General features: G+C 48.8%; 19 protein-coding genes, 1 riboswitch and 1 other annotated feature (1 of these 21 only partly in view). Of the genes, 10 read left to right on the forward strand and 9 right to left on the reverse strand.

Going from position 1 to position 21,327, the window contains the following annotated elements; genetic code table 11:
• Positions 1-109, forward strand: a binding site (T-box leader); it begins 141 nt to the left of the window's first position.
• Positions 110-161: 52 nt separating this feature from the next.
• The 7 genes from trpE to trpA are packed head-to-tail and all read left to right on the forward strand — an operon-like array spanning position 162 to position 6,447.
• Positions 162-1,556 carry an anthranilate synthase component I gene (gene trpE, locus ACZGCQ_RS01370; RefSeq protein WP_481265146.1) on the forward strand — a complete coding sequence of 465 codons (1,395 nt, stop codon included), beginning with the start codon at positions 162-164 and terminating at the stop codon, positions 1,554-1,556.
• On the forward strand, positions 1,553-2,119 hold the full coding sequence (locus tag ACZGCQ_RS01375) for an anthranilate synthase component II (protein WP_481265147.1): 567 nt from the start codon (positions 1,553-1,555) through the stop codon (positions 2,117-2,119). The genes trpE and ACZGCQ_RS01375 overlap by 4 nt, the downstream gene beginning before the upstream one ends.
• Before the next feature lie 6 nt (positions 2,120-2,125).
• Positions 2,126-3,142, forward strand: a complete 1,017-nt coding sequence (gene trpD, locus ACZGCQ_RS01380; protein WP_481265148.1) for an anthranilate phosphoribosyltransferase — start codon at positions 2,126-2,128, stop codon at positions 3,140-3,142.
• The gene (gene trpC, locus ACZGCQ_RS01385; protein ID WP_481265149.1) at positions 3,139-3,906 is read left to right on the forward strand and encodes an indole-3-glycerol phosphate synthase TrpC; all 768 of its coding nucleotides are present in this window, start codon (positions 3,139-3,141) and stop codon (positions 3,904-3,906) included. Before trpD ends, trpC begins: the two co-directional genes overlap by 4 nt.
• Positions 3,903-4,472 carry a phosphoribosylanthranilate isomerase gene (locus ACZGCQ_RS01390; protein ID WP_481265150.1) on the forward strand — a complete coding sequence of 190 codons (570 nt, stop codon included), beginning with the start codon at positions 3,903-3,905 and terminating at the stop codon, positions 4,470-4,472. The genes trpC and ACZGCQ_RS01390 overlap by 4 nt, the downstream gene beginning before the upstream one ends.
• Positions 4,469-5,665: a tryptophan synthase subunit beta gene (gene trpB, locus ACZGCQ_RS01395; RefSeq protein ID WP_023467602.1), complete on the forward strand. Its 1,197-nt coding sequence runs from the start codon at positions 4,469-4,471 to the stop codon at positions 5,663-5,665. Before ACZGCQ_RS01390 ends, trpB begins: the two co-directional genes overlap by 4 nt.
• The gene (gene trpA / locus ACZGCQ_RS01400) at positions 5,665-6,447 is read left to right on the forward strand and encodes a tryptophan synthase subunit alpha (RefSeq protein WP_481265151.1); all 783 of its coding nucleotides are present in this window, start codon (positions 5,665-5,667) and stop codon (positions 6,445-6,447) included. Before trpB ends, trpA begins: the two co-directional genes overlap by 1 nt.
• A gap of 53 nt (positions 6,448-6,500) precedes the next feature.
• Here the strand turns inward: trpA and ACZGCQ_RS01405 are convergent, their stop codons facing one another.
• From ACZGCQ_RS01405 to ACZGCQ_RS01435, 7 genes are all read right to left on the reverse strand, one after another.
• On the reverse strand, positions 6,501-6,962 hold the full coding sequence (locus ACZGCQ_RS01405) for an N-acetyltransferase family protein (protein ID WP_481265152.1): 462 nt from the start codon (positions 6,960-6,962) through the stop codon (positions 6,501-6,503).
• Positions 6,963-6,987: 25 nt separating this feature from the next.
• Positions 6,988-8,961, reverse strand: a complete 1,974-nt coding sequence (locus ACZGCQ_RS01410; protein ID WP_481265153.1) for a penicillin-binding transpeptidase domain-containing protein — start codon at positions 8,959-8,961, stop codon at positions 6,988-6,990.
• A 116-nt stretch (positions 8,962-9,077) separates the two neighbouring features.
• Positions 9,078-9,794 carry a peptidoglycan DD-metalloendopeptidase family protein gene (locus ACZGCQ_RS01415; protein WP_481265154.1) on the reverse strand — a complete coding sequence of 239 codons (717 nt, stop codon included), beginning with the start codon at positions 9,792-9,794 and terminating at the stop codon, positions 9,078-9,080.
• A 246-nt stretch (positions 9,795-10,040) separates the two neighbouring features.
• Positions 10,041-10,934, reverse strand: coding sequence for a diacylglycerol/lipid kinase family protein (locus ACZGCQ_RS01420; protein ID WP_481265155.1), 894 nt, complete (start codon positions 10,932-10,934; stop codon positions 10,041-10,043).
• A gap of 136 nt (positions 10,935-11,070) precedes the next feature.
• On the reverse strand, positions 11,071-12,534 hold the full coding sequence (locus tag ACZGCQ_RS01425) for an alanine/glycine:cation symporter family protein (protein WP_481265156.1): 1,464 nt from the start codon (positions 12,532-12,534) through the stop codon (positions 11,071-11,073).
• A 196-nt stretch (positions 12,535-12,730) separates the two neighbouring features.
• Entirely contained in the window at positions 12,731-14,527 is a 1,797-nt protein-coding gene (abc-f, locus tag ACZGCQ_RS01430; protein WP_481265157.1) for a ribosomal protection-like ABC-F family protein, read from the reverse strand.
• Positions 14,528-14,806: 279 nt separating this feature from the next.
• Positions 14,807-15,688: a DUF1002 domain-containing protein gene (locus ACZGCQ_RS01435; protein ID WP_481265158.1), complete on the reverse strand. Its 882-nt coding sequence runs from the start codon at positions 15,686-15,688 to the stop codon at positions 14,807-14,809.
• Between the two features lie 193 nt (positions 15,689-15,881).
• Positions 15,882-15,988, forward strand: a riboswitch (TPP riboswitch).
• A gap of 73 nt (positions 15,989-16,061) precedes the next feature.
• Between ACZGCQ_RS01435 and tenA the strand changes: the two genes are divergently transcribed.
• Both tenA and ACZGCQ_RS01445 read left to right on the forward strand, forming a co-directional pair.
• Positions 16,062-16,757 carry a thiaminase II gene (gene tenA, locus ACZGCQ_RS01440; RefSeq protein WP_481265159.1) on the forward strand — a complete coding sequence of 232 codons (696 nt, stop codon included), beginning with the start codon at positions 16,062-16,064 and terminating at the stop codon, positions 16,755-16,757.
• A gap of 51 nt (positions 16,758-16,808) precedes the next feature.
• Positions 16,809-17,117 (forward strand): hypothetical protein, encoded by a 309-nt coding sequence (locus tag ACZGCQ_RS01445; protein WP_481265160.1) that lies wholly within the window; start codon positions 16,809-16,811, stop codon positions 17,115-17,117.
• Positions 17,118-17,147: 30 nt separating this feature from the next.
• Here the strand turns inward: ACZGCQ_RS01445 and ACZGCQ_RS01450 are convergent, their stop codons facing one another.
• Both ACZGCQ_RS01450 and ACZGCQ_RS01455 read right to left on the reverse strand, forming a co-directional pair.
• On the reverse strand, positions 17,148-19,064 hold the full coding sequence (locus ACZGCQ_RS01450; RefSeq protein WP_481265161.1) for a glycoside hydrolase family 3 protein: 1,917 nt from the start codon (positions 19,062-19,064) through the stop codon (positions 17,148-17,150).
• 178 nt (positions 19,065-19,242) lie between these two features.
• Positions 19,243-20,016, reverse strand: a complete 774-nt coding sequence (locus ACZGCQ_RS01455; RefSeq protein ID WP_294747515.1) for a sporulation protein — start codon at positions 20,014-20,016, stop codon at positions 19,243-19,245.
• Between the two features lie 110 nt (positions 20,017-20,126).
• Here ACZGCQ_RS01455 and ACZGCQ_RS01460 point away from each other — a divergent pair, with 110 nt between their 5' ends.
• The gene (locus ACZGCQ_RS01460) at positions 20,127-21,311 is read left to right on the forward strand and encodes a class I SAM-dependent methyltransferase (protein ID WP_481265162.1); all 1,185 of its coding nucleotides are present in this window, start codon (positions 20,127-20,129) and stop codon (positions 21,309-21,311) included.
• Positions 21,312-21,327 lie beyond the last annotated feature (16 nt).

The raw sequence follows: 21,327 nt of genomic DNA on the forward strand, positions 1-21,327 counted from the left end.
CCCCCGTTATCGTAGGCTATGATGTCTCTTATGTAGACGCATCAGACAGAGTGGGAACGGTCGAACCGTTCCAATCGAGAGGTGGCACCGCGAGATAATCGTCCTCCATGCAGCATACGCTGTGTGGAGGACTTTTTTTATATTCCAGGAGGCGAACAGGGATGGTTCAGACAGACACACTTATCATCGAACAACTTGAATTAAACGGCGACGAGATGACGCCGATCATGATTTTCCAACAACTGAGCGGAACGCAAAAATGTTTACTTGAAAGTTCCGCCCATACGGATCAAGGACGGTATTCAATTATCGGTGTCGATCCGGTGGAGATGATTCGCGCAGAGGGGCAAACCGTGACACGGGAACAGTTGAAGACAGGTCAATTGACGCAGGAAACGGGTGATCCGGTACGGCTGATGCAACAGATGATCCTCCGAGGTGGCGTCGAAGAGGACCTTCCGTTTTTAGCAGGTGGGATCGGATATGTCGGTTACGACATGATGCGCGCCTATGAAACACTCGGAGCGGTTCCAGAGCGAACGAGACAACTACCGGACGCGCTACTCGCCGTATACGACCAAATCATCCTGTTCGATCATCTCGAACATCGTGTTCATTTGATTCAGACGTCACTCGGTGGCATCACCGATCGTGATGAATTACGTCAACGTCTAGCAGAGCGGAAAGTACAACTTGAGCAACCGCGAGAGCGAACGGATATTGAGCGTCCACTCCGAGATGTCGTCTACGAACCATTGATGGATCAAGAGACGTTTGAAGGACTCGTCGAACAAGCGAAGAGACATATCCGCCAAGGCGACGTCTTCCAGCTCGTACTCTCACAGCGCCTCGATGCGACGTTCTCAGGTGACCCATTCCAGTTTTACCGGAAGCTCCGCAAGGACAATCCAAGCCCTTATCTCTTCTATATCGACTTAGGGGAAGCAATCGTACTCGGTGCCTCCCCGGAAAGTTTGGTCCAAGTCAAAGGGAATCGCGTGACGACGAATCCGATTGCCGGCACACGCCGCCGGGGGAAGACGAAAGAGGAGGACGAACGGCTGGCAGAGGAGTTGCTTCACGATGAGAAGGAACGCGCCGAGCACAGGATGCTCGTTGATCTCGGACGCAACGACCTCGGTCGGATTTGTCAGATTGGTACCGTCGAGGTGACACGTTTCATGCAAATCGAGCGCTTCAAGAACGTCATGCACCTCGTCTCCGTCGTCGAAGGCACGTTAGCAGACGGAAAGACCGGAGCAGACGCACTCGTCTCTTGTCTACCAGCTGGGACGGTCACGGGAGCTCCGAAAATCCGAGCGATGCAGTTGATTGACCAGTACGAACAGGTGAAACGAGAAGTATATGCCGGGGCTGTCGGCTATTTCGATGTTCGGGGGAATATGGATTTTGCCCTCGCCATCCGGACGATGGTGATCAAAGATGGTGTCGCCTCTGTGCAAGCAGGTGCTGGCATCGTCTACGACTCGATTCCACGCCTCGAGTACCAGGAGACGTTACACAAAGCGAAATCACTACTGGAGGTTTGGAAATGATCGTCCTGATTGATAACTATGATTCCTTTACCTATAACCTATACCAATACGCATCCGTTTATACGGACGTCCACGTCATTCGAAACGATGCGGTCAGCATAGAAGGACTCCGCGAAATGAAGCCGGACGGCATCATCCTCTCACCGGGTCCCGGTCGCCCGGCTGACGCTGGCATCTGCATCGATCTGATTCGTCAATTATCGGGTCAAGTACCGATTCTCGGTGTCTGTCTCGGACATCAGGCAATCGGCGAAGCATTCGGAGGAAGCGTCGTCGAAGCACCGGTCATCATGCACGGGAAGACATCGATGATTCGACAATCGGGACAACTCTTCGCCGAAATGACGGAAACGTTAGAAGTCATGCGCTATCATTCGCTGATCGTCGCTCGAAACGACTTACCGACGGAGCTCGTCATCACAGCAGAAACGGATGACCGAACGATTATGGCGCTCGAACACAAAACACATCCAACCTTCGGAATCCAGTTCCATCCGGAATCCGTCGGAACACCACAAGGACAGCAGATGATTAAACGATTCATTGAATTGACGAAGGAGTGACAAACGATGAAAGAGACGTTATTAAAATTAGCGGAAGCAAAACATTTACGATATGAAGAGATGCAACAGGCAGCACGCGAACTGTTTGCGGAAGACGTGACCGATAGCGAAATTGCCGCTTTTCTCGTTGCATTGAAAGCAAAAGGGGAGACTGCAGAAGAATTAGCTGGTCTCGCTTCGATCATGCGCGAGGTCGCCCTCGACATTCCGGTCACGGGTGAGTTCATGGATAACTGCGGTACAGGAGGCGACGGCTCACAATCGTTCAACATCAGTACGACAGCGGCCTTCGTTCTAGCAGGTGCCGGCATGAAAGTCGCAAAACACGGGAACCGGAGTGTCTCGAGTAAAACGGGCAGCGCTGATGTGCTCGAAGCACTTGGGGTTTCGCTCGATACGACACCGGAACGTTTAGCAGAACAGCTCGAGTCAAACGGAATCGCCTTCTTGTTTGCGCAACGGATGCATCCACGTGTCAAGCAAATCATGAAGGTCCGACGCGATTTGCGGATTCCGACAATCTTTAACTTGATCGGTCCATTGACGAACCCAGTTCCGCTCAAGACACAACTATTAGGAATTTACCGCGAGGATATGCTCGAGACGATGGCATTGACTTTACATCGACTCGGTCGGAAGCGGGCAATCGTCTTGCACGGTGCGAACGGAATGGATGAAGCGTCCCTTGCCGGAACGAACCAACTCGTCTTACTCGACGAAGGTGAACTAATCCGCTTCAGTCTTCATCCGGAGGAAGTCGGACTGAAGACCGCACCGCTTGAAGCGATTCGCGGAGGTAGTGCACAAGAAAATGCGGCCATTTTACTGCAAGTCCTTGGTGGTGAGCATGGTGCTTATCGTGACACGGTCCTGCTCAATGCTGGAATTGCCCTCTTTGCAGCGAACCGTGCGAAGACGATTCAAGAAGGAATCGCTTTAGCAGCAGATAGCATCGACTCAGGACGAGCGATGGAACGATTGAATCAATTACGACAAATGACTCGGGAGGAAGCAATCGGATGAATATCTTAGATCGCATCATCAAAACGAAACGGACAGAAGTCCTACAATTGAAATTAACTGGCGTCGAACGGATCGACCGGGAGGCATTGAAGCCGTCGATTAAGCAACGACTATCGGGAGCGGAGTTATCCGTCATCGCGGAAATCAAACGAGCGTCGCCATCAAAAGGGGCAATCGCACTTGACGTCGATGTCGTCGCTCAGGCGAAACAATATGAAGCGAGTGGGGCGACCGTCATCTCCGTCTTGACGGACGAGACATACTTCAAAGGATCGATGGATGATTTAGCGGCAGTCGCTGCAGCAGTCGACATCCCGGTGCTTTGTAAGGATTTCATGATCGACCGGATTCAGATTGACCGCGCAAAAGCACATGGAGCACGGTTGATTCTCTTGATCGTCGCCGCTCTCGAACAAGAGACGCTTGCTGACTTGTATGCGTATGCTTACGCGGAAGGACTTGAGGTTTTAGTCGAAGTCCATGACGAAGAGGAATTACGCCGAGCAGAGGCGATCGGTGCGCAAATCATCGGCATCAACAACCGCAACTTGAAAAAGTTCGAAGTTGATTTACAGACATCGATTGGATTACTCGAACAGAAACAACCGGACGTCCGGTACATCAGTGAGAGTGGCATCAAGACGGTCGAGGAAGCACAGCGATTACATGCTGCCGGTGCAGACGGAATTCTCGTCGGCGAGACATTGATGCGGGCAGACGATCCACAAGTCTTCATCCGAGAAGTGAGTGGCGTGCGCGTATGACACGGATTAAGTTCTGTGGTCTCCGGGAAAGAGAACATGTCGAAGCAGCAGTTCGCTTAGCGGACTACATCGGCTTCGTCTTTGCTAAAAGTAAACGACAGGTCACGCTGGAAGAGGCAGCACGTCTTAGACGCGATATTCCAAGTACAGTCCAGGTCGTCGGTGTCTTCGTCTCCCCGACCTATCAACAGGTGATTGATGCGGTCGAACAGGTCGAACTGGATCTCGTTCAAATTCATGGGACGATCCCGGACGGCAAGATACCGGTTCCGACCATTCAAGCGATTCCGGTGACGGATATCGCAAAAGTAGAACAACAGACGGATTATTTACTCGTCGACGCACCGGTTGCTGGAAGTGGCGAGACATTCGACTGGTCACGAGATATTCAAGCAGAACGTCCACTGTTCATTGCCGGTGGCTTGACAGCTGACAACGTAGGAGAAGCAATCAAACGATATCACCCGTTCGCCGTCGATGTCTCAAGTGGCATCGAGACGGATGGACGGAAAGATTCCATCAAAATGCAGGCATTCGCAGATGCCGTAAAGGAGAGAGAAGCATGAGCTACGCACAACCGGATACACTCGGACAATATGGTAAATACGGAGGACGCTACATCCCGGAAACATTGATGCACGCGGTAATCGAACTCGAAGAAGCATATGCAACGGTAAAAGAAGATCCAGCGTTTCAAGCACGGATGGACGAATTGCTGAAAGAATACGTCGGACGTGAAACACCACTTTATTTTGCCGAACATTTGACGCAAACGATCGGTGGCGCAAAGATCTATTTGAAACGAGAAGACTTGAACCATACCGGTGCCCATAAAATCAACAATACGATCGGTCAAGCGTTACTGGCTGAACGGATGGGGAAACGAAAAATCGTTGCTGAGACAGGGGCAGGACAACACGGTGTCGCGACAGCGACGGTCTGTGCCTTACTCGACCTCGAGTGTGTCATCTTCATGGGCGAAGAGGACGTCCGTCGTCAAGAGTTGAACGTCTTCCGGATGGAGTTACTCGGAGCAACCGTCATCCCGGTCACTCAAGGGAGTCGGACACTCAAAGATGCCGTCAATGAAGCACTCCGTTACTGGGTCAAACATGTCGAGGACACGCACTACTTGATGGGTTCTGTTCTCGGACCACACCCATTCCCGCAACTCGTCCGTGATTTCCAAGCGGTCATCGGAAAAGAGACACGACGCCAAATCATCGAAAAAGAAGGGCGTCTGCCGGAGGCGATCGTCGCTTGTGTCGGCGGTGGCAGTAATGCGATCGGCATGTTCCATCCGTTCATCGATGATACAGATGTAAAATTATACGGAATCGAAGCAGCGGGTAGCGGGATTGACACAGAGAAACACGCAGCGACGATGACAAAAGGAGAGGTCGGTGTCTTGCACGGCTCGATGATGTATCTCTTACAGGATGCACATGGTCAAGTACAAGAAGCGCACTCGATCTCAGCTGGACTCGATTATCCGGGTGTAGGTCCGGAGCATAGTTTGCTAAAAGATATTGGTCGTGTTCAGTATGAAGCGGTGACCGATGAACAAGCACTGGAAGCACTTCAGTTGTTGAGCCGTAAGGAGGGAATCATCCCGGCACTTGAGTCGGCGCACGCCATTGCCTATGCGACTCAACTCGCGGCAGAGATGGACAAAGAAGAGATTCTCGTCATCTGCCTATCAGGACGCGGCGACAAAGACGTCGTCACTGTCAGAAACGCACTAAAGGGGGAAGCATGATGCGATTAGAAACAGCCATTCGTACCGTTACGAGCAAAGGGGAGAAAGCCTTCATCCCGTACGTGATGGGGGGAGATGGAGGAATTGATCAACTCCCGGAAATCCTTTCGTTTCTCGCTGAATCCGGCGCGACAGCGATTGAAGTTGGTGTCCCGTTTTCGGATCCCGTCGCTGACGGTCCGGTCATTCAAGAAGCAGGACTCCGTGCGCTAGAAGCGAACGTCGGACTGAAGGATGTCCTTGAGGCAGTTCGCGTTGCCCGTCAGACCGTCGATGTTCCGGTCGTTTTGATGACGTACCTGAATCCAATTTTCCGCTACGGATTAACAGCGTTTCTAGCGACATGCCGCGAAGTCGGGGTCGACGGACTAATCATTCCTGATTTGCCGCTTGAGCAGAGCGAACAGTTTTTCGAACAAGAAGACAAATCGGACATCGCGCTCGTTCAACTCGTCTCCTTGACGAGTCCGATGGAGCGGATCCAAAAGATTGCCGATAAAAGTGAAGGCTTCCTCTATGCGGTCACGGTCAACGGAACGACAGGCGGACAGACGACGTTTGATACGGCGCTCGAAGACCACTTAGCAAACGTCGCAGCAAACAGTCCAGTACCGGTCCTTGCCGGATTCGGAATCAGTACACCGGAACATGTCAAACAATTGAGTCGCCCAGTCTCGGGTGTCATCGTCGGTAGTAAGATCGTCGACTTACTCCATCAGAATGATCGAGAAACGATTCAACAGTTGATGGCAGCACGCCTTGCGACGACTCCTTCACATTAATAAAAAGAGCGGATGATCACTTGATCATCCGCTCTTTGGTGTCTAATTTAATATCATTTTTGAGTGAGTGGCTTTTGCAAACTCGTATACAGTGGCTCGAATCCGAGTTCCTCATAAAACGTTGCAGCCCGGTCGTTGACCGCCCAAACGTTTAAGCGAACCGCATCGACACCTCGCGCGAGTGCCAGTTCTTCTGCAACCTGCATCAACTGGCGACCGATTCCCGACGAACGATGGGATGAGGTGACACCGACGTCAGTGATGTTTAAGATCCGGACTGGTGTAAATCGATCGGATGCTGGCGCAGTCCACTTGCCGAACAAGTAACCAACGAGTGTTTCTCCGTCAAGCGCTGTCAGACAGAGTTGTTGTTCTGCTTCCACCATCTGACTTAAAGACTCCAGCGTGTACGGTGTCGTTACATCTGGATGAAAGTGAGGCGACAATCGCTGATGATGCAGGAATGTCTCAGCCGTCAGTGTAAGCAGGGCAGGGAGGTCTGAATCATGGCTCATGCGGATCATTACGAGATCACTCCAATCATCGATTTTGTTTGAGTACTTCGGCGACGAGTCCAGAAACATACGGACTACCGCGATCTTCTTTTTCGACCGATTCAATCATGATGGCAACGAGAAGATCTTTTTTGTCGTTGTCGTAACCGACGAAGAAGCCGTTCTCTTTTCCATCGGTTTCGCCTGCCTTTTTCAATTCTGCCGTGCCGGTCTTACCGGCAACGTCGACTTCCTTGATGTCAGCCGGAAGTGTGTAGCCGTTATGGACGACGTCATAGAGATCATCGCGAATCATCTTCGCGTCATTCGCATCTAGCAGATCTTTTTTGAAGACTTGCTTCGTTTTTTCCTCTTGTAAAAGGGTCGGACGATAAATCGTTCCGTCAGTTAGGAAAATTTCATACATCGACGCTAGGTGGAGAATGTTTGTCAGCATCTGTCCTTGTCCATACGACGTATCCATCAGCTGTCCATCTGAAGCAATCGTCCCGTCGTTTGAGATTTGAGAAGCGCGTAACGGATACGTAAACGGTAGCTTCTCTCCGTATCCGAGTGCTTCAAGTCCAGACGTGAACGCCTTCGTTCCAACCTGTTCGAGTGTGGAACGGGCGAAGTAGATGTTATCGGAATAAACGAGCGCATTGTGCAGATTAACGGGTGCTGGCGTCTCGTGAATCCGTGTGACGTTAAAACCATCGATCTTATTTTTCAGTCCATTGATCGTATAGGATTTTTCCGGGTCGAGTGTTCCACTCTTTAAGCCAACCGCGGCCGTCAGTGGTTTTTGAGTCGAACCGGGTGCAAAGGCACTCGTGAATCGGTTCAACAACGGTTGATCCTTATCCTGAGTCAGTTCATCGAGTCTTGCTTGCGAGATACCTGATATGAACTCAGAAGGATCAAAGCCTGGGGAGCTGAGTAAGACACGCGTCTCACCAGTCCGCGGATCGATTGCCGATGCCGTTCCTGGATCCTCTTTCATCGTGTCATATGTTTTTTTCTGGAGCGTAGCATCAATCGTCAACGGGATATCCTCACCATCCGTCGGTTTCGTTTCAGCGACGGTGACGCTTGATCCGTCTTTCTTTTGTAGAATGATCGAAGCTCCGGCTTTACCGCGTAAGCGATCATCAAGGACTTGTTCGAGACCCCGTTTCCCGATCTGTTCGCCAGCTTGGATTTTATTTTTCGATTCTTTAATCTCGTCTGCTGTCGCAGAGCCGATATAACCGATCAAGTGTGAAGCGGCCTTTCCGAGTGGATATGTTCGGACTTCCGTCTCTTTGATGCTGATACCTGCAATGTCACGCAATTTCGATACCGTTGTTTCATCGGTCAGTGTTTTGAGCGGAACGAATTGTCCGTCCTTGACCCAACTTGCTTTTAAGGAATCTTCGACCGATGAGGTAGGGCGGTCGAGCAATTCGGCAACTTGTGCGACATCTTTAAGTTGTCCTGCAGTTGCTCCGACAGCATACCCTTTACCGGAGGTCGCGAGCGGTTTATCGTTCGCGTCGAGTAAATCACCGCGTTTCCCTTCAACGGTTTGTAACTGAACCTTGTCTTCTTTCTTAAAGTCTTTTAAAACAAACGAAGAGTCCCAGTCAATGAACCAGTTTTCTGTTTCTCCTTGTTTCTCGAATGTTAACGGAACTTGTTTATCATAAGCAACGGCTCCTGCAACCGTATCGAAAGAGATCCGCACGGGAAGAGACGCTTTTTCTTCATCCGTTGCTTCCTTCGCTTTCTTCCGTTCGACGGATAACTTTTTGATATCAAGCGTTTTCGACAATTGTTTTGTCCGGTCGATGAATTCTTTTTTACCATATTCTTTTTTAGTAGCCGTACTCGCGTACGTATACATCTTATCGTAATCTTGTTTTTCCCAAAGTTTGATGTAGGCATCAAGACGTTCTTCTGGTGTCGGTTGATCTTGACATCCGGCAAGTAACGCCACACCAAACGTCGCTGATAAAAGAAGGGGGATCGTTCGTTTCATGGGTTTCGCCTCCGTTGTGGATTAGACTCATAATCATACCGTACCACTCCTGTCAGGAGATTTCATCTGAAACACAAAACCGGACTTCTCATGGGGAGAAGTCCGGTGAATCAAGCTTAGTTGAAGTAATTGAGTGGATTAACACTGTTTGCAGCAGATGTTCCGCTGTAGACGTAAGGACCGCGATGCATTTCGAAGTGAAGATGCGCACCGAACGCGTTACCTGTTGCACCAATCGTACCGATTTTCGATCCTTTTGCAATCGTTTGTCCGACTGCGACAGAGCGACTGTTCAAGTGTGCATACACCGTCGTATATTGAATGCCGTTAACAGTATGTGTCATCATGACATGATTGCCATACGCGCCGTAATAACGAGACGTGATGACTTTACCAGCGGCTGATGCATAGACAGGTGTACCTGTTGGAGCGCCGATATCGATACCGTTATGGAACGTGTAACCGTAAATGCCACTCGCAGCACCATATCCTTGTGTGATCGGGCCACTTGCTGGACGCGAGAATCCAGTTGTTGCTTTTGTTGAAGTCGTTGTGCTGTATTTTTTAACATATGTAGAAGAAACATAGCGTGATGCGCCACCGTATGAAATTTTTGTCCATGAACCGGAAACACCGAGATAATTGAATGTCTGTCCTGTATTGACGCTACCTACGATTTTGTAAGCCGTTGATGGACCTGTACGAACACGAAGTCCGTCTGCCATGACCTTTACTTTATATGTCGTTGCAGCTTCAACTTTCGAAGCACTCGTTGTAGCAAAACCTGAAACTACCAAAGCTGTCATTGTCATTGTTGTAAGTAAACGTTTCATTGAGTGTTTTTCCTCCTTAAAAATCTGAAGCGACAGAACTGATCATTACAAAATTGTAAGATTTTATGTATATTTATTTATTTAAAAGAATGATTTTTCGCCTGAGATGATTATAGCATCGTCAATAACACGAAAATATTTCAAATATGTTTCAAAATTACGCTTTGTTAACATATATTGTAATGGATTAATAAGTAAAAAAGAACTGACGGAGAGTCAGTTCTTTTTTACTATGAACCTATACTGTTATTCAGCAGAAGAGGGTGAAAACACAGTCAAATGTTGCGGGAGTACTTCGACAGTCACGGGAACGTGACCTGCTGTATCTCCATCGGCATTGATCGGCAATTCCTCTTTCGAGCGAATTTCAACACGTGTCGTCGTGAAGTGTTCGATTTGATCGGCCTTTGATAACCCACCTGTGATGAGTTTAGGTAATGCTTGAAGCGCATCAAAAAATCCGAGCTTCGTAATGATGAAACCGTGCAGAAGTCCATCATCGACTCTTGCGTCTTCCGCAAACGATTCGAATCCGCCAACTGAATTCGTCAAAGCGATGATTAACAAATGTGCCTCCCCATCGAATTGTTTTTCAGCGGAATCGATTTCGATCGGATACGGGCTATGATCCTTGAAGGCTTTCAGACCTTCTATGAAATAGGCAACCGATCCGAGTGACGTTTTTTGTTCGACACTGACCTCCTCGACGGCTTCTGCAATCAGACCAACAGCGATGACGTTCATGAAGTAATGGTCATCATATTTACCGATATCGAGCGGTCGGGCAGGGGCATCAGCTAAGATCTGAATCGCCTCTTCCGGATCAGTCGGGATGTGTAGAGCGCGCGATAAGTCATTGACCGTTCCGAGTGGGACGATCCCGAGTGTTGGGCGATGTGGTTGCTCCGCGATTCCGGTGATGACTTCATTGACTGTTCCGTCACCTCCCATGGCAATGACGGCGTCATAATTAGACTGGGCAGCATGACGCGCGAATTCCGTCGCATCGTGTTCTTTTTCCGTGAACCGAACGTCGACGGTTTCAAAACGAGTAGCAAGCGTTTCTTCAGCGAGCGTTGCGTGTTTTTTTCCGAGTTCTTTACCGGAAGACGGGTTGATGATGAGCATGACTTGAGACAAGATGAATTCCTCCTTCAGGACAATCTGTTGACTTTTTCCCTGTCCGATGAAAACATAATCCAAATTTTTTTGACAAATAAAAACACCGAGTAAGCGCATGGCTTACTCGGTGCTATAGTTTAAACTCAAAGATAAATTATTGTGATGGTGGCACTTCACCAGCCGCAGGACGTGCTTCTTCTTCAACATCCCAGCACTCTGTATTTTCGATGCCGAGTGCTTTTGCTGAGAAGACAGGATCAAGTCCTTGTTTGCGTTGTTCCTGGTAGTCTTTGATGACCTTGAGGGCAATGCCGCTCAAGAGAAGGATTGCCGTCATGTTGATCAATGTCATGCCTGCCATGAAGAGGTCGGCAAAGCTCCATACCATACCGAGGCTGAGAACCGATCCGATGAAGACGAAGCCCATCGTCGCAAGACGGAAACCGAAGACGGCAGCCGGACTTTGTTTAATGAACTCGATGTTCGTTTCACCGTAGTAGTAACTACCGACAATTGAACTGAAGGCGAACAAGAAGACACTGAGTGCGATGAATGGTGGAGCAATCGCACCAAATTCCTCAGAAAGTGCGTTTTGCAACATGCCGATCCCTTCGCCGTTACCAGCAGCATAACTGTCACTGAGGAGAATGATCGTTGCTGTCGCTGTACAAACAATCAATGTATCAAGGAATACGCCAAGTGTCTGCAAGAAACCTTGCTTGGCTGGGTGCGAGACTTCAGCAGCAGCAGCGGCGTTCGGAGCAGATCCCATCCCGGCTTCGTTCGAGAACAATCCACGTTTGACACCGAGTGAGATCGCAGCACCAACTGATCCACCGACTGCTTGTTCGATTCCGAAGGCACTTTTGAAGATCATTGCGAAGACACCAGGTAGCTCAGTGAGGTTCGTAACGACGACATAAAGAGCAGCAATCAAGTAAAGTCCTGCCATGATGGGAACAACGATCGCAGAGAACTTCGCGACACGGTGGACACCACCAAAGATGACGAGTCCTGTCAAGACGACGAGCACACCACCGACGACAGCTGTATTGATGCCAAACGCATTATCAAAGGCAGCAGCAATCGTATTCGATTGAACGGAGTTGAAGATGAGTCCGAATGTAACGGCAATCAAGATTGCGAAGACGATTCCAAGAGCACGATTCTTTAAGCCTTTTTCGATGTAGTAGGCAGGACCACCACGGTATGCGTTCGATTTTGTATCCCGCACTTTGTAGACTTGAGCGAGTGTACTCTCGATAAGCGCTGTCGCACCTCCGAGTAACGCGACCATCCACATCCAGAAGACGGCACCTGGTCCACCAAGTGTGACGGCAATCGTAACACCGGCAAGGTTACCCGTACCGATCCGTGTCGCAGCCCCGATGAAGAATGATTGGAGGGAAGTGATGCTTTCTCCTGTATCATCCGTTGTTTGTTCACTTTTATCGAGCGTGACGCGGAACATCTCTTTTAAGTAAGTGAATTGGATGAAGCCAGTTCGGATCGTGAAGTAGATCCCGCCGCCGATCAATACGGCAATTAATACATACGACCATAAAATGTTATTGGCGTAATCGACACTTCCTTGAATGACTTGCTGAATGGCGTTCATGATGGTGTATTCCTCCCAAAGAATAATAAAAGCTATACGCTAAATTATACGAATTTTCAGACAATAAGCAACAACAAAATAAAATTAAATTTTAAAACTTAATAAAGTTAGCTAAATTTTAGGAGTTAAAAACTTTGTAGGTGAACGAAAAAACTGTCGCTCTCGGTATCGAGAGTGACAGTCAAGGAAAGCTAAATCATCCATATTGTAGCAACTGTTCGTATAGGTCATCGAGTTGCTGTTGGATGCTTTTAGAAATGGTATCAGTCGATTTTTCACGTTTTGCTAATTTCTGTTCAAGTCGCTCAATCTGCACTTCCAGCTCGTGTTGCGACAAGCGCTTTGGTTTTCGAGGGGGTACGTGGAGTGAGGAAGCCGTAGCGAACTCGGTACGCTTCTGTTGGGCGTACGTATACGAACCATGATAGCGTGTCAGACCATTTTCGAGCCACAGGATCTGCGAGAAAAGACGATTCAAGAAATAGCGGTCGTGTGAGACGGCAATCAATGTACCAGAAAAATTCTCGAGTGCTTCTTCAAGCGTCTCTCTGGATTCAATATCGAGATGGTTCGTCGGCTCGTCGAGAATTAAGACATTGATCGACGAATGAACGAGGACGGCGAGTTGCAATCGTACACGTTCGCCTCCGCTCAGTGACAAAATGGACCGGAATACAGTCGGTCCAAAGAATAGGAACCGGGCAAGGATATGGCGTGCCTCTGCTTCCGGAACGGCAATTCGTTGTCTAAACCAGTCGATTAACCGCGCGTCCTCCTCGAAATGGGCATGCTGGGACAAGTAACCGACATGATTTGATAGTCCACGCGTGAGTGTGCCCGCGTCCGGTGATAATTCGTCAAGCAACAGTGAGAGCAACGTCGATTTCCCGCTCCCATTCGTTCCGACGATCGCGATACGATCCTGTGCCATGACTTCGAACGAGACGCCATCAAAAATAGGACGGGTTCCATAAGCAAACGAGAGCTCTTCAGCGCGAAAGACGACTTGGCTCGTGTGATCGGTGGAGGAGAAGGAGACATCAGCGGTTTTGGCTTCGAGTTGTGGTCGTTTAATCCGCTCGATCCGCTCGAGTGCCCGCTCCATCGATTTCGCTTTACGGAATAATTTCTCACTCGGTGGAGACGCTTCGTTTGCCCATTGCCGAAGACGACGAATCGCTTCCTTCATCTTTTTGATTTTTTTCTGTTGTTCTTGATAGGCATGGAACTGTTCGAGCAGACGGCGTTCTCTCTCGACGACGAACGCGCTGTAGTTCCCTATATAGGCTGTCAGTTCACCATCTTCGAGCTCAACGATCGAAGTGACGACGGCGTCCAAGAAGACCCGGTCGTGAGAGACGAGCAGGATGGTCCCTGTGTAGTCCCGCAAGAACTGCTCAAGCCATTCAACGGCAGCCAAATCGAGATGGTTCGTCGGTTCGTCAAGAATGAGCAGATTTGGTTCCATGAGTAACATGCGACCGAGACAAATCTTCGTCTGTTCACCACCGCTCAACTGGTGGAAAGGACGCGTGAGTAACGGACGTAAGTGTAATCCGTTCACCATGCGCTCAATCTTCGAGTCGAGCAGGTAGCCATCCTTTTGTTCGAACGCATTCGTCGCTTCCGCATATCGCACGAGTAGTGCATCGAGATCATCTGGTGCTGTCGCCATCATTTGCTCCAACTGTTGCATCCGAGAACGAATCGCGAGAATGTCTGCAAACGCTGTCCAAAGGACGTCGAGTCCGGTCATCGTCTCACTATAAACAGGAAGTTGTTCCAAGTAGCCGATCGTCAAACCGCTCTTTTGATAGATGACACCACCGTCCGGTTGCTCGAGGCGAGCAAGCAAGCGGAGTAATGTCGTTTTGCCACTCCCGTTTCGTCCAATCAGACCGACGCGGTCGTGTTCGTTTAAGAAGAGGGAAACGTCCGCTAAGATCGTCTCGCCTCCGAATTGTTTAGTCAGGTGTTGAATGTCGCAAATCATCATAATCAATTGTTCCTTTCGCGCGCATCAAAAAAAGGAGAGCGCAAACAGCACTCTCCCTAACGTGTGAAAGATGCGCTTTGCTGTATTTTTCATTCATGAAGTTCTAAAAAAGGACAGACGGGTGCCTTAGAACGCCATTCCATGAAAAATCGCGCGCAACAGATACAATTGTTCCATCAACCAGTGTTTGCACGCGGCAAAGTCCATCTTTTCACACCACCTTTCGTTTCAGATACATCTAGTCTACTACTATTTTTTCAGTTGCGGAAGTCTGAATTATTTGAACACGCCAGCAATCGAGCTGAAGAAGTCACTTAACCCATCGAATAATTTAGCGAAGAATCCTTTTGTCTCTTCTGAGGTTGCGAACGCGTGGATGTCTTGTCCCGCATTTTTCAATCCACTCTCGATTTGTCCCCAGTTGATGTTCGCTTGCTCCATTTGATTGAACAGATTCGTCAACCGGTCCATTTGTGCGTCAGACAACTGGATATTGTTATTTTGAATGACTTGGACGATCAGGTTTTCGATCTCGACTTTGGTTTCCGGTTTTTGATTGGCGATCTCAGCCTTGATCTCATTCATCAAGTCAGCGACCTTATCCGTGCCGACCGTTTTCCCGACGTCTGATGTGACTGATAATTCTTGCTGTGCTAGATCCTTGCGTTCGTCACTTAACTTAATTCCGGTCTCGGCAGAAGTTTGATCGTACGCTTTCATAATTCCCGTCAGGGCCGATGTCCCGGTGACCTTGTAGGGAGAAGTGATCGTGATGTCGGCATCTTTGACACCTGCTGTGACGAGAGCGTTGAGATACATATCCTTTGTCACCCATGTGATATTCTCCGTCGAGACGGAGAGTCCATCGCCTTTTTCCGTCAGTTCGATCTTAGCCGACGAATACATATTGCCACCTTTTTGCGACTGTGGAATGTTTTTCCCGAGATATTTTTCTTCGTCTGCAGAAGTTGCGATGATCGGCGTGATGCCTTCCGGTGCATTGAGACGGGAAAGCACCCATGCTTTATCCTTTGCCCCGAGCGACTCCCCGAGTGTGATGATCGTCTGATCGACGACTTGTTCGGCAGATGCGGCTGTCGGAAGTAAAAGAGCAGAAGCGATAACGGCTGATGCCATGATTTTTGTTGGTGTATGCATAATGAAGTCCTCCAATTGTAAGTAACAGAATGAATTATAGTATCAGGTACTAAAGTTAGTGTACGGGAACGATGTCTGTTCGGAATCGGTCTGCAGATGGAGACGGCATCCGTCTTCTGACACTCCATAGTATAGCGAAAAGGGGACAACTTGACTTCCGTTTTCAGCATGCTATAGTGAATTTGAATCGAATAATGACCACTAGGGGAGTCAGTAGGCTGACTGAGACGAACGAAGACGTTCGGACCCTTTGAACCTGATTAAGTTCGTACTTACGGAGGGAAGTGGCGTCAAGTCTTGTTCTTCTTGCGCCATGCCCGTGTGTTTCGGGGTGGTGTTTTTTCGTTTCATACCAAACGAGGAGGATGAGATCATGACATTTACACAAGAAATCAAACAAGCGGCACAAGCGTATTGGGATAGTAGTTTTACGCACCCATTCGTTCAAGGAATCGGAGAGGGGACGTTACCGCTCTCGAAATTCCGGCATTACGTCATGCAAGATGCCTACTACTTAAAACACTTTGCGAAGATACAGGCGAGAGCAGCGTCAAAAGCAGACGACTTCGCGACAATCGCGACGCTTGCCGAGCACGCGACTTCAACTTACGAGGCAGAACTAAGTTTACATCAATCATTTTTTGAGCCGCTCGGTATTACGGCAGCAGACCTTGAAGCATTCGAACCGGCACCGACAGCATATGCGTACGTCTCGCACATGCATCATGCAAGCGAAGGGACACTCGGTGAGACGATTGCTGCCATCTTGCCATGTTACTGGTTGTATTACGAAGTCGGGCAACAATTACTGACATGTACACCGGAAGAAAAAATCTATCAGCAATGGATCGACACGTATAGCTCGGAATGGTTTGAAAAGGTCGTCCTTGAACAGATTGCAAGGCTTGATGCGCTGGCGGAGCAAGCGAGCCCGACGGAACGCGAGCGGATGAAACGTCATTTCGTGACGAGTTGTTACTATGAGTTACTCTTCTGGCATATGGGGTGGACGGAAGAGACGTTTGCGTCGGTTTACGAAACGATTCCGGCACGAGCAGTATCTTCTTGAATCGCTAGATGGTAGAATTAGGAATACCATCTAGCGAAAGTAGGGATTGGAATGGAAATCATCGTCATCGCACTCGTGATCCTCGCGGCCTATGTCGTGCAACAGGTGCTCGGAAAAGTAAAAGTGAGATTTGTTGGGTACATCATTCCCATCTTGATGGCGGTGTACGGAACATATGCTACGATTCAGAATTTTCAGGGGTTGCTTCAGTTCGGTTTTACAACGGGGAGAACTATCGCGACTGTCCTGGTCGTCGTCCTCTACGCTTCGTTGACTTATTCACTTCATCGTGTCTACGAGCGTGCGAAAGCAGAAGCCGAATCTGCATATCCATCATTAAAAGACCGAGGCATCCTTTAAGGAGCTTCGGTCTTTTGGTGTATCACGTCATCATTTCTTCCAGTTTTTAAAGCCGTCACCGAATTTAAGATGCAGTTGATCGGTAAAGACACCGTTCTGAAAGACTGGTACATCAACGGGTAAAGTGCCTTGCGGTTTGAACGTTCCGAAGATCGCTCGGATACCTGCCGGAAGGTTCGGTCCCGCTGATTTCAGATTGCCTGCTTCAGAGTCTGGACCGTTCGGATCCCCTTTAAAACCATAGACGAGGACGTGTGCCGGTGCATCCGGTTGAACGGCGACATCATATGGATTACGGAGACTGAGTAGGACGGATGGTGTGTCTGTTTGTTTCGCATAGCGGAAGATCGAAGCCGGAATCGCTTGTTCTGGTGAGGTAGGCAGTAGTTTAGCACTCGTATTGACGTTTGAGCCGACGATGATGTAATCTGCTACATCAATTTGTGCCCGTAGTGTCGGGTTTTGGTCGAGCGGTAGCGTAGTAGCCGAGTAATTCGCTGTCGTCACACGCCAGTTCCGATTCTTCGGTAGGGAAGCAATCGTCTTTTTCATGCTGTCCGTCTGATCCGCCGCAGGGGCGATCACAAGGACGTTGGCATTCTTTTTCGGTTTGAATGGTAATGTCCGCTGATCATTTTTCACGAGTGTGACGGCGGCTTCCGTCATCGCACGTTCTTTTGCTTTATGCTCTGGACTACCGACGATTTGGTTCGCTTGCGCGATTTTTTCAGCTAGTGATGTCGTGTCAGTCGTACCGTTCCAAATTCCGCGCTCTGCCTTCAGCGTCAGAATCCGTTCAACCGACTGATCGATCCGTTCCTCTGAAAGGCGACCGTCTTTGACCGCCGCAATCACGTCCTTGAAAATCTGGTCGAGCTTTTCGACATCTTGCTCGGAACGAAGAATCGTCGGCATGAGCGCGATGTCGACACCGGCGTCAAACGTCTTTAAGACGGCTTCTGATTCCGTGAAGTTATCAACGATCGCCTGCATGTTCAACGCGTCCGTGATGACGATGCCATCGTAACCGAGTTTTTCGCGTAGCACACCGGTGATGACGTCATCCGACAACGTAGCAGGTAAAGGGAAGGTACCGCTTTTCGACGTGACGACTTCAGGTTCGATTTGTGGCATTCCGATGTGTCCCGTCATGATCATATCGATATCTTCAGCAATGGCTCGTTTGAATGGAACGAGCTCGACTTGTTCTAGCTCCTGCAGGGATCGGTCAACGATCGGCAAGCCATAATGGGAATCGGTCGCCGTATCGCCGTGACCCGGGAAGTGCTTGGCGGTCGCCGCAACGCCTTCATCCTGAATTCCCTTCATCAAAGCGGAACCGAGCGTTCCGACGAGCTCCGGATCACTCGAGAACGAGCGGACACCGATGACGGGATTTCCAGGATTGCTGTTGACATCAAGATCTGGACCGAAGTTAACATTGATACCGAGCGCACGCAGTTCGGAACCGATGATGTGACCGGCATCACTCGCATATGTACTGCTGCGGGTCGCTCCTAACGCCATGTTGCCAGGTAAGTTCGTCCCTGTTCCGAGCCGAGTGACGATGCCCCCTTCTTGGTCGATCGTGACGAAGAGCGGAATATCGTTGCTGACGTCCTGTTTGACGACTTCTTGCAGATCATGGACGAGTTTTGTCGTCTGTTCGGTTTCGCTGACGTTCTCAGCAAACAAGATGACGCCACCTAAATCATAGCGGTCGATGATGTTCGCGACTTCTGGGGCAAGCGACGTATGATTGCTACCATTCCACTGCCGGAAGTCGGGCATGATCATTTGTCCGATTTTTTGTTCGAGTGTCATCGTGACGATTTTTTGACTGATCCGATCGGCTGAAGACCCTGCCTCTGCCATGACAGGCAAACTACTTGAGACAAGTACTGCTGCGAGTCCTGCTGTTAACGTGAACTGTCCGATTTTTTTCATGATGTATGTCCTCCTTTAGTCAAACCGTGACTGGAATTCTTTTCAATACGGACAGTATAGCAAGGGGAATATTTTAAAACAATATTTTATTTGTAAACGATTTCAAATTGAAATAAAATTCAATAAAAAAGTGATTCCCCTGAAGAGGAATCACTTTCAAGTAAATTCGATCGATTAATTAGCTATAGCGTTCCACGATGTTTGTCAGCTGACGTTCGACGAACGATTGATCTTGCAATTCACTATTGGACAGACGCAATTTGATCATCGACTCATCCGCACCAGCCATTTCACTGAATAATGATCCGAGACTGTGCGCACGACGGTCGACTTGGACGATTAAATCAATCCCAGATCCGTCTTGAAGCATGATGATTTCGATCTCATCCAGTTTATGAGCGTAGTGTGTATTGCGAGCTGAATACTCAAGCTCCTGAGCAATCGGTAAATCTTTCCGGAATCGTCCAGGTAATTTTTCCGTGTCGGCTTTTTTCAATCGGAAGCCAAGTGACTCCATGGCATCTAAGACTGTTGCTTGGTAACGGTTTGCTTCGACGATGACGGCGTCACGGTCCGATGGATCGACGGCTTGAGCGATGTCGAGACCCGTCTCAATCCACGATTTCGATTGGCTGACCGAGAGTGGCGTATTCAGTGGCACGCGTAGTGTAAAGGGAATTTCCCGCTCGACACCCGCTTCGATCGTGAACTTTGCTTCATTTAAAGCAAACCGGTCGAGCGTAAAGGTCGTAAATGTCGTGCTATCATTGACTTCTTGTTTGTACTGCGTGTTGAATTCAAGATAAATCCGGTCAATTTCTTGATCGACGTTTCCGCCCTTGATATGGACGACACCGTGGATTTGACCGCCTGGTTCACAGCGATCATCCGTCAACCGTGTATCGACCGTTGCGGCACCGATTCCGATTTGTGAGAGAATTTTTTTGAACATGATGAATTCCTCCTTTTGATTATGTGCGAATGATGAAGCGTGTAAACTTGTCGAACAGGTACGAATTTGCTACAGTTTCGAAAGAACATCAGAAAAGGACGGGACGACTAGTGGAACTACATGAATTAAAAGCGAGCCTTGCCTCGCAAATCACGCAAGGAACACTGATCCATGCAACGATAAGTAATCCGCGTCAAAAATCAAATGATCTCCGACGAATCAAGGTAAAACCGATTCTATTAAGAGATACGGTGATGATGCAGGTTGAGTTTCAATTTGAACGCGTTATGAAGCATGAAAATATTTTAATGGACGATTTCGTCGGGCGACTCGATGACTGGTTCACGGAATTCCGCCAATTCTTATTCCGTTTTGAGGAAGAAGAATGGCAGTTCCAGCTCTCGAAAAAGATGAAAGTCGCGCTCAAGACATCCAAAAAGGAACCGATGAAAGCTCTCTTGTCGCATGACCGAAAAAAAACCTATCTATTAGAAGACGGTGTGCCGGTTCCGTTTCTGATTCGCCTCGGCGTCATGACGGAAGCGGGACAGGTCAAAAAGCAAAAGTACGATAAGTTTAAACAAATCAATCGCTTCCTTGAATTCGTCGAGGATAGCATTGCTGCCTTGCCAAAAGGAAAAAAACTTCGGATCTTGGACTTCGGTTGCGGAAAATCGTATTTGACGTTTGCTCTCTATCATTATCTAAAAGTCGTCAAAGGATTTGACCTCGAAGTGACAGGTCTTGATTTAAAGAAAGAAGTCATCGAAGAATGTACACAAATTGCGCGTGATCTGGATTATACCGATCTAACGTTCCGCGTCGGGGACGTTCATGATTACACAGGGGAGACGGAAGTCGACCTGATGGTGACACTCCATGCTTGTGATGTCGCAACCGATGTCGCACTCGCGCGAGCTGTCGACTGGAATGCATCAGTCATTCTGAGCGTACCGTGTTGTCAAAAGGAATTGAACCGTCAACTCGACTGTTCGCCACTCGATGTCATGCTCCAGCACGGACTGATTAAAGAAAAATTCGCATCACTTGCGACAGATTCGATTCGTGCCGAGTTACTGACGCTCGTCGGTTATGAAGCGCAACTTCTCGAATTCATCGACCTCGAGCACACACCGAAGAACATCTTGATTCGCGCCTATAAACAAAATAAACGACCAACAGAAGAAAAGATTGATCGTTATATCGCTTTCCGTGATTTGTTGCATGCCCGTCCATTTTTAGAAAGTGAATTAAGCGGCAGACTTGGACAGATTTCACCGAAACTCGTACAATAAGGTGGAGAACGAATCA

The organism is Exiguobacterium sp. HSB13, from assembly GCF_056764755.1.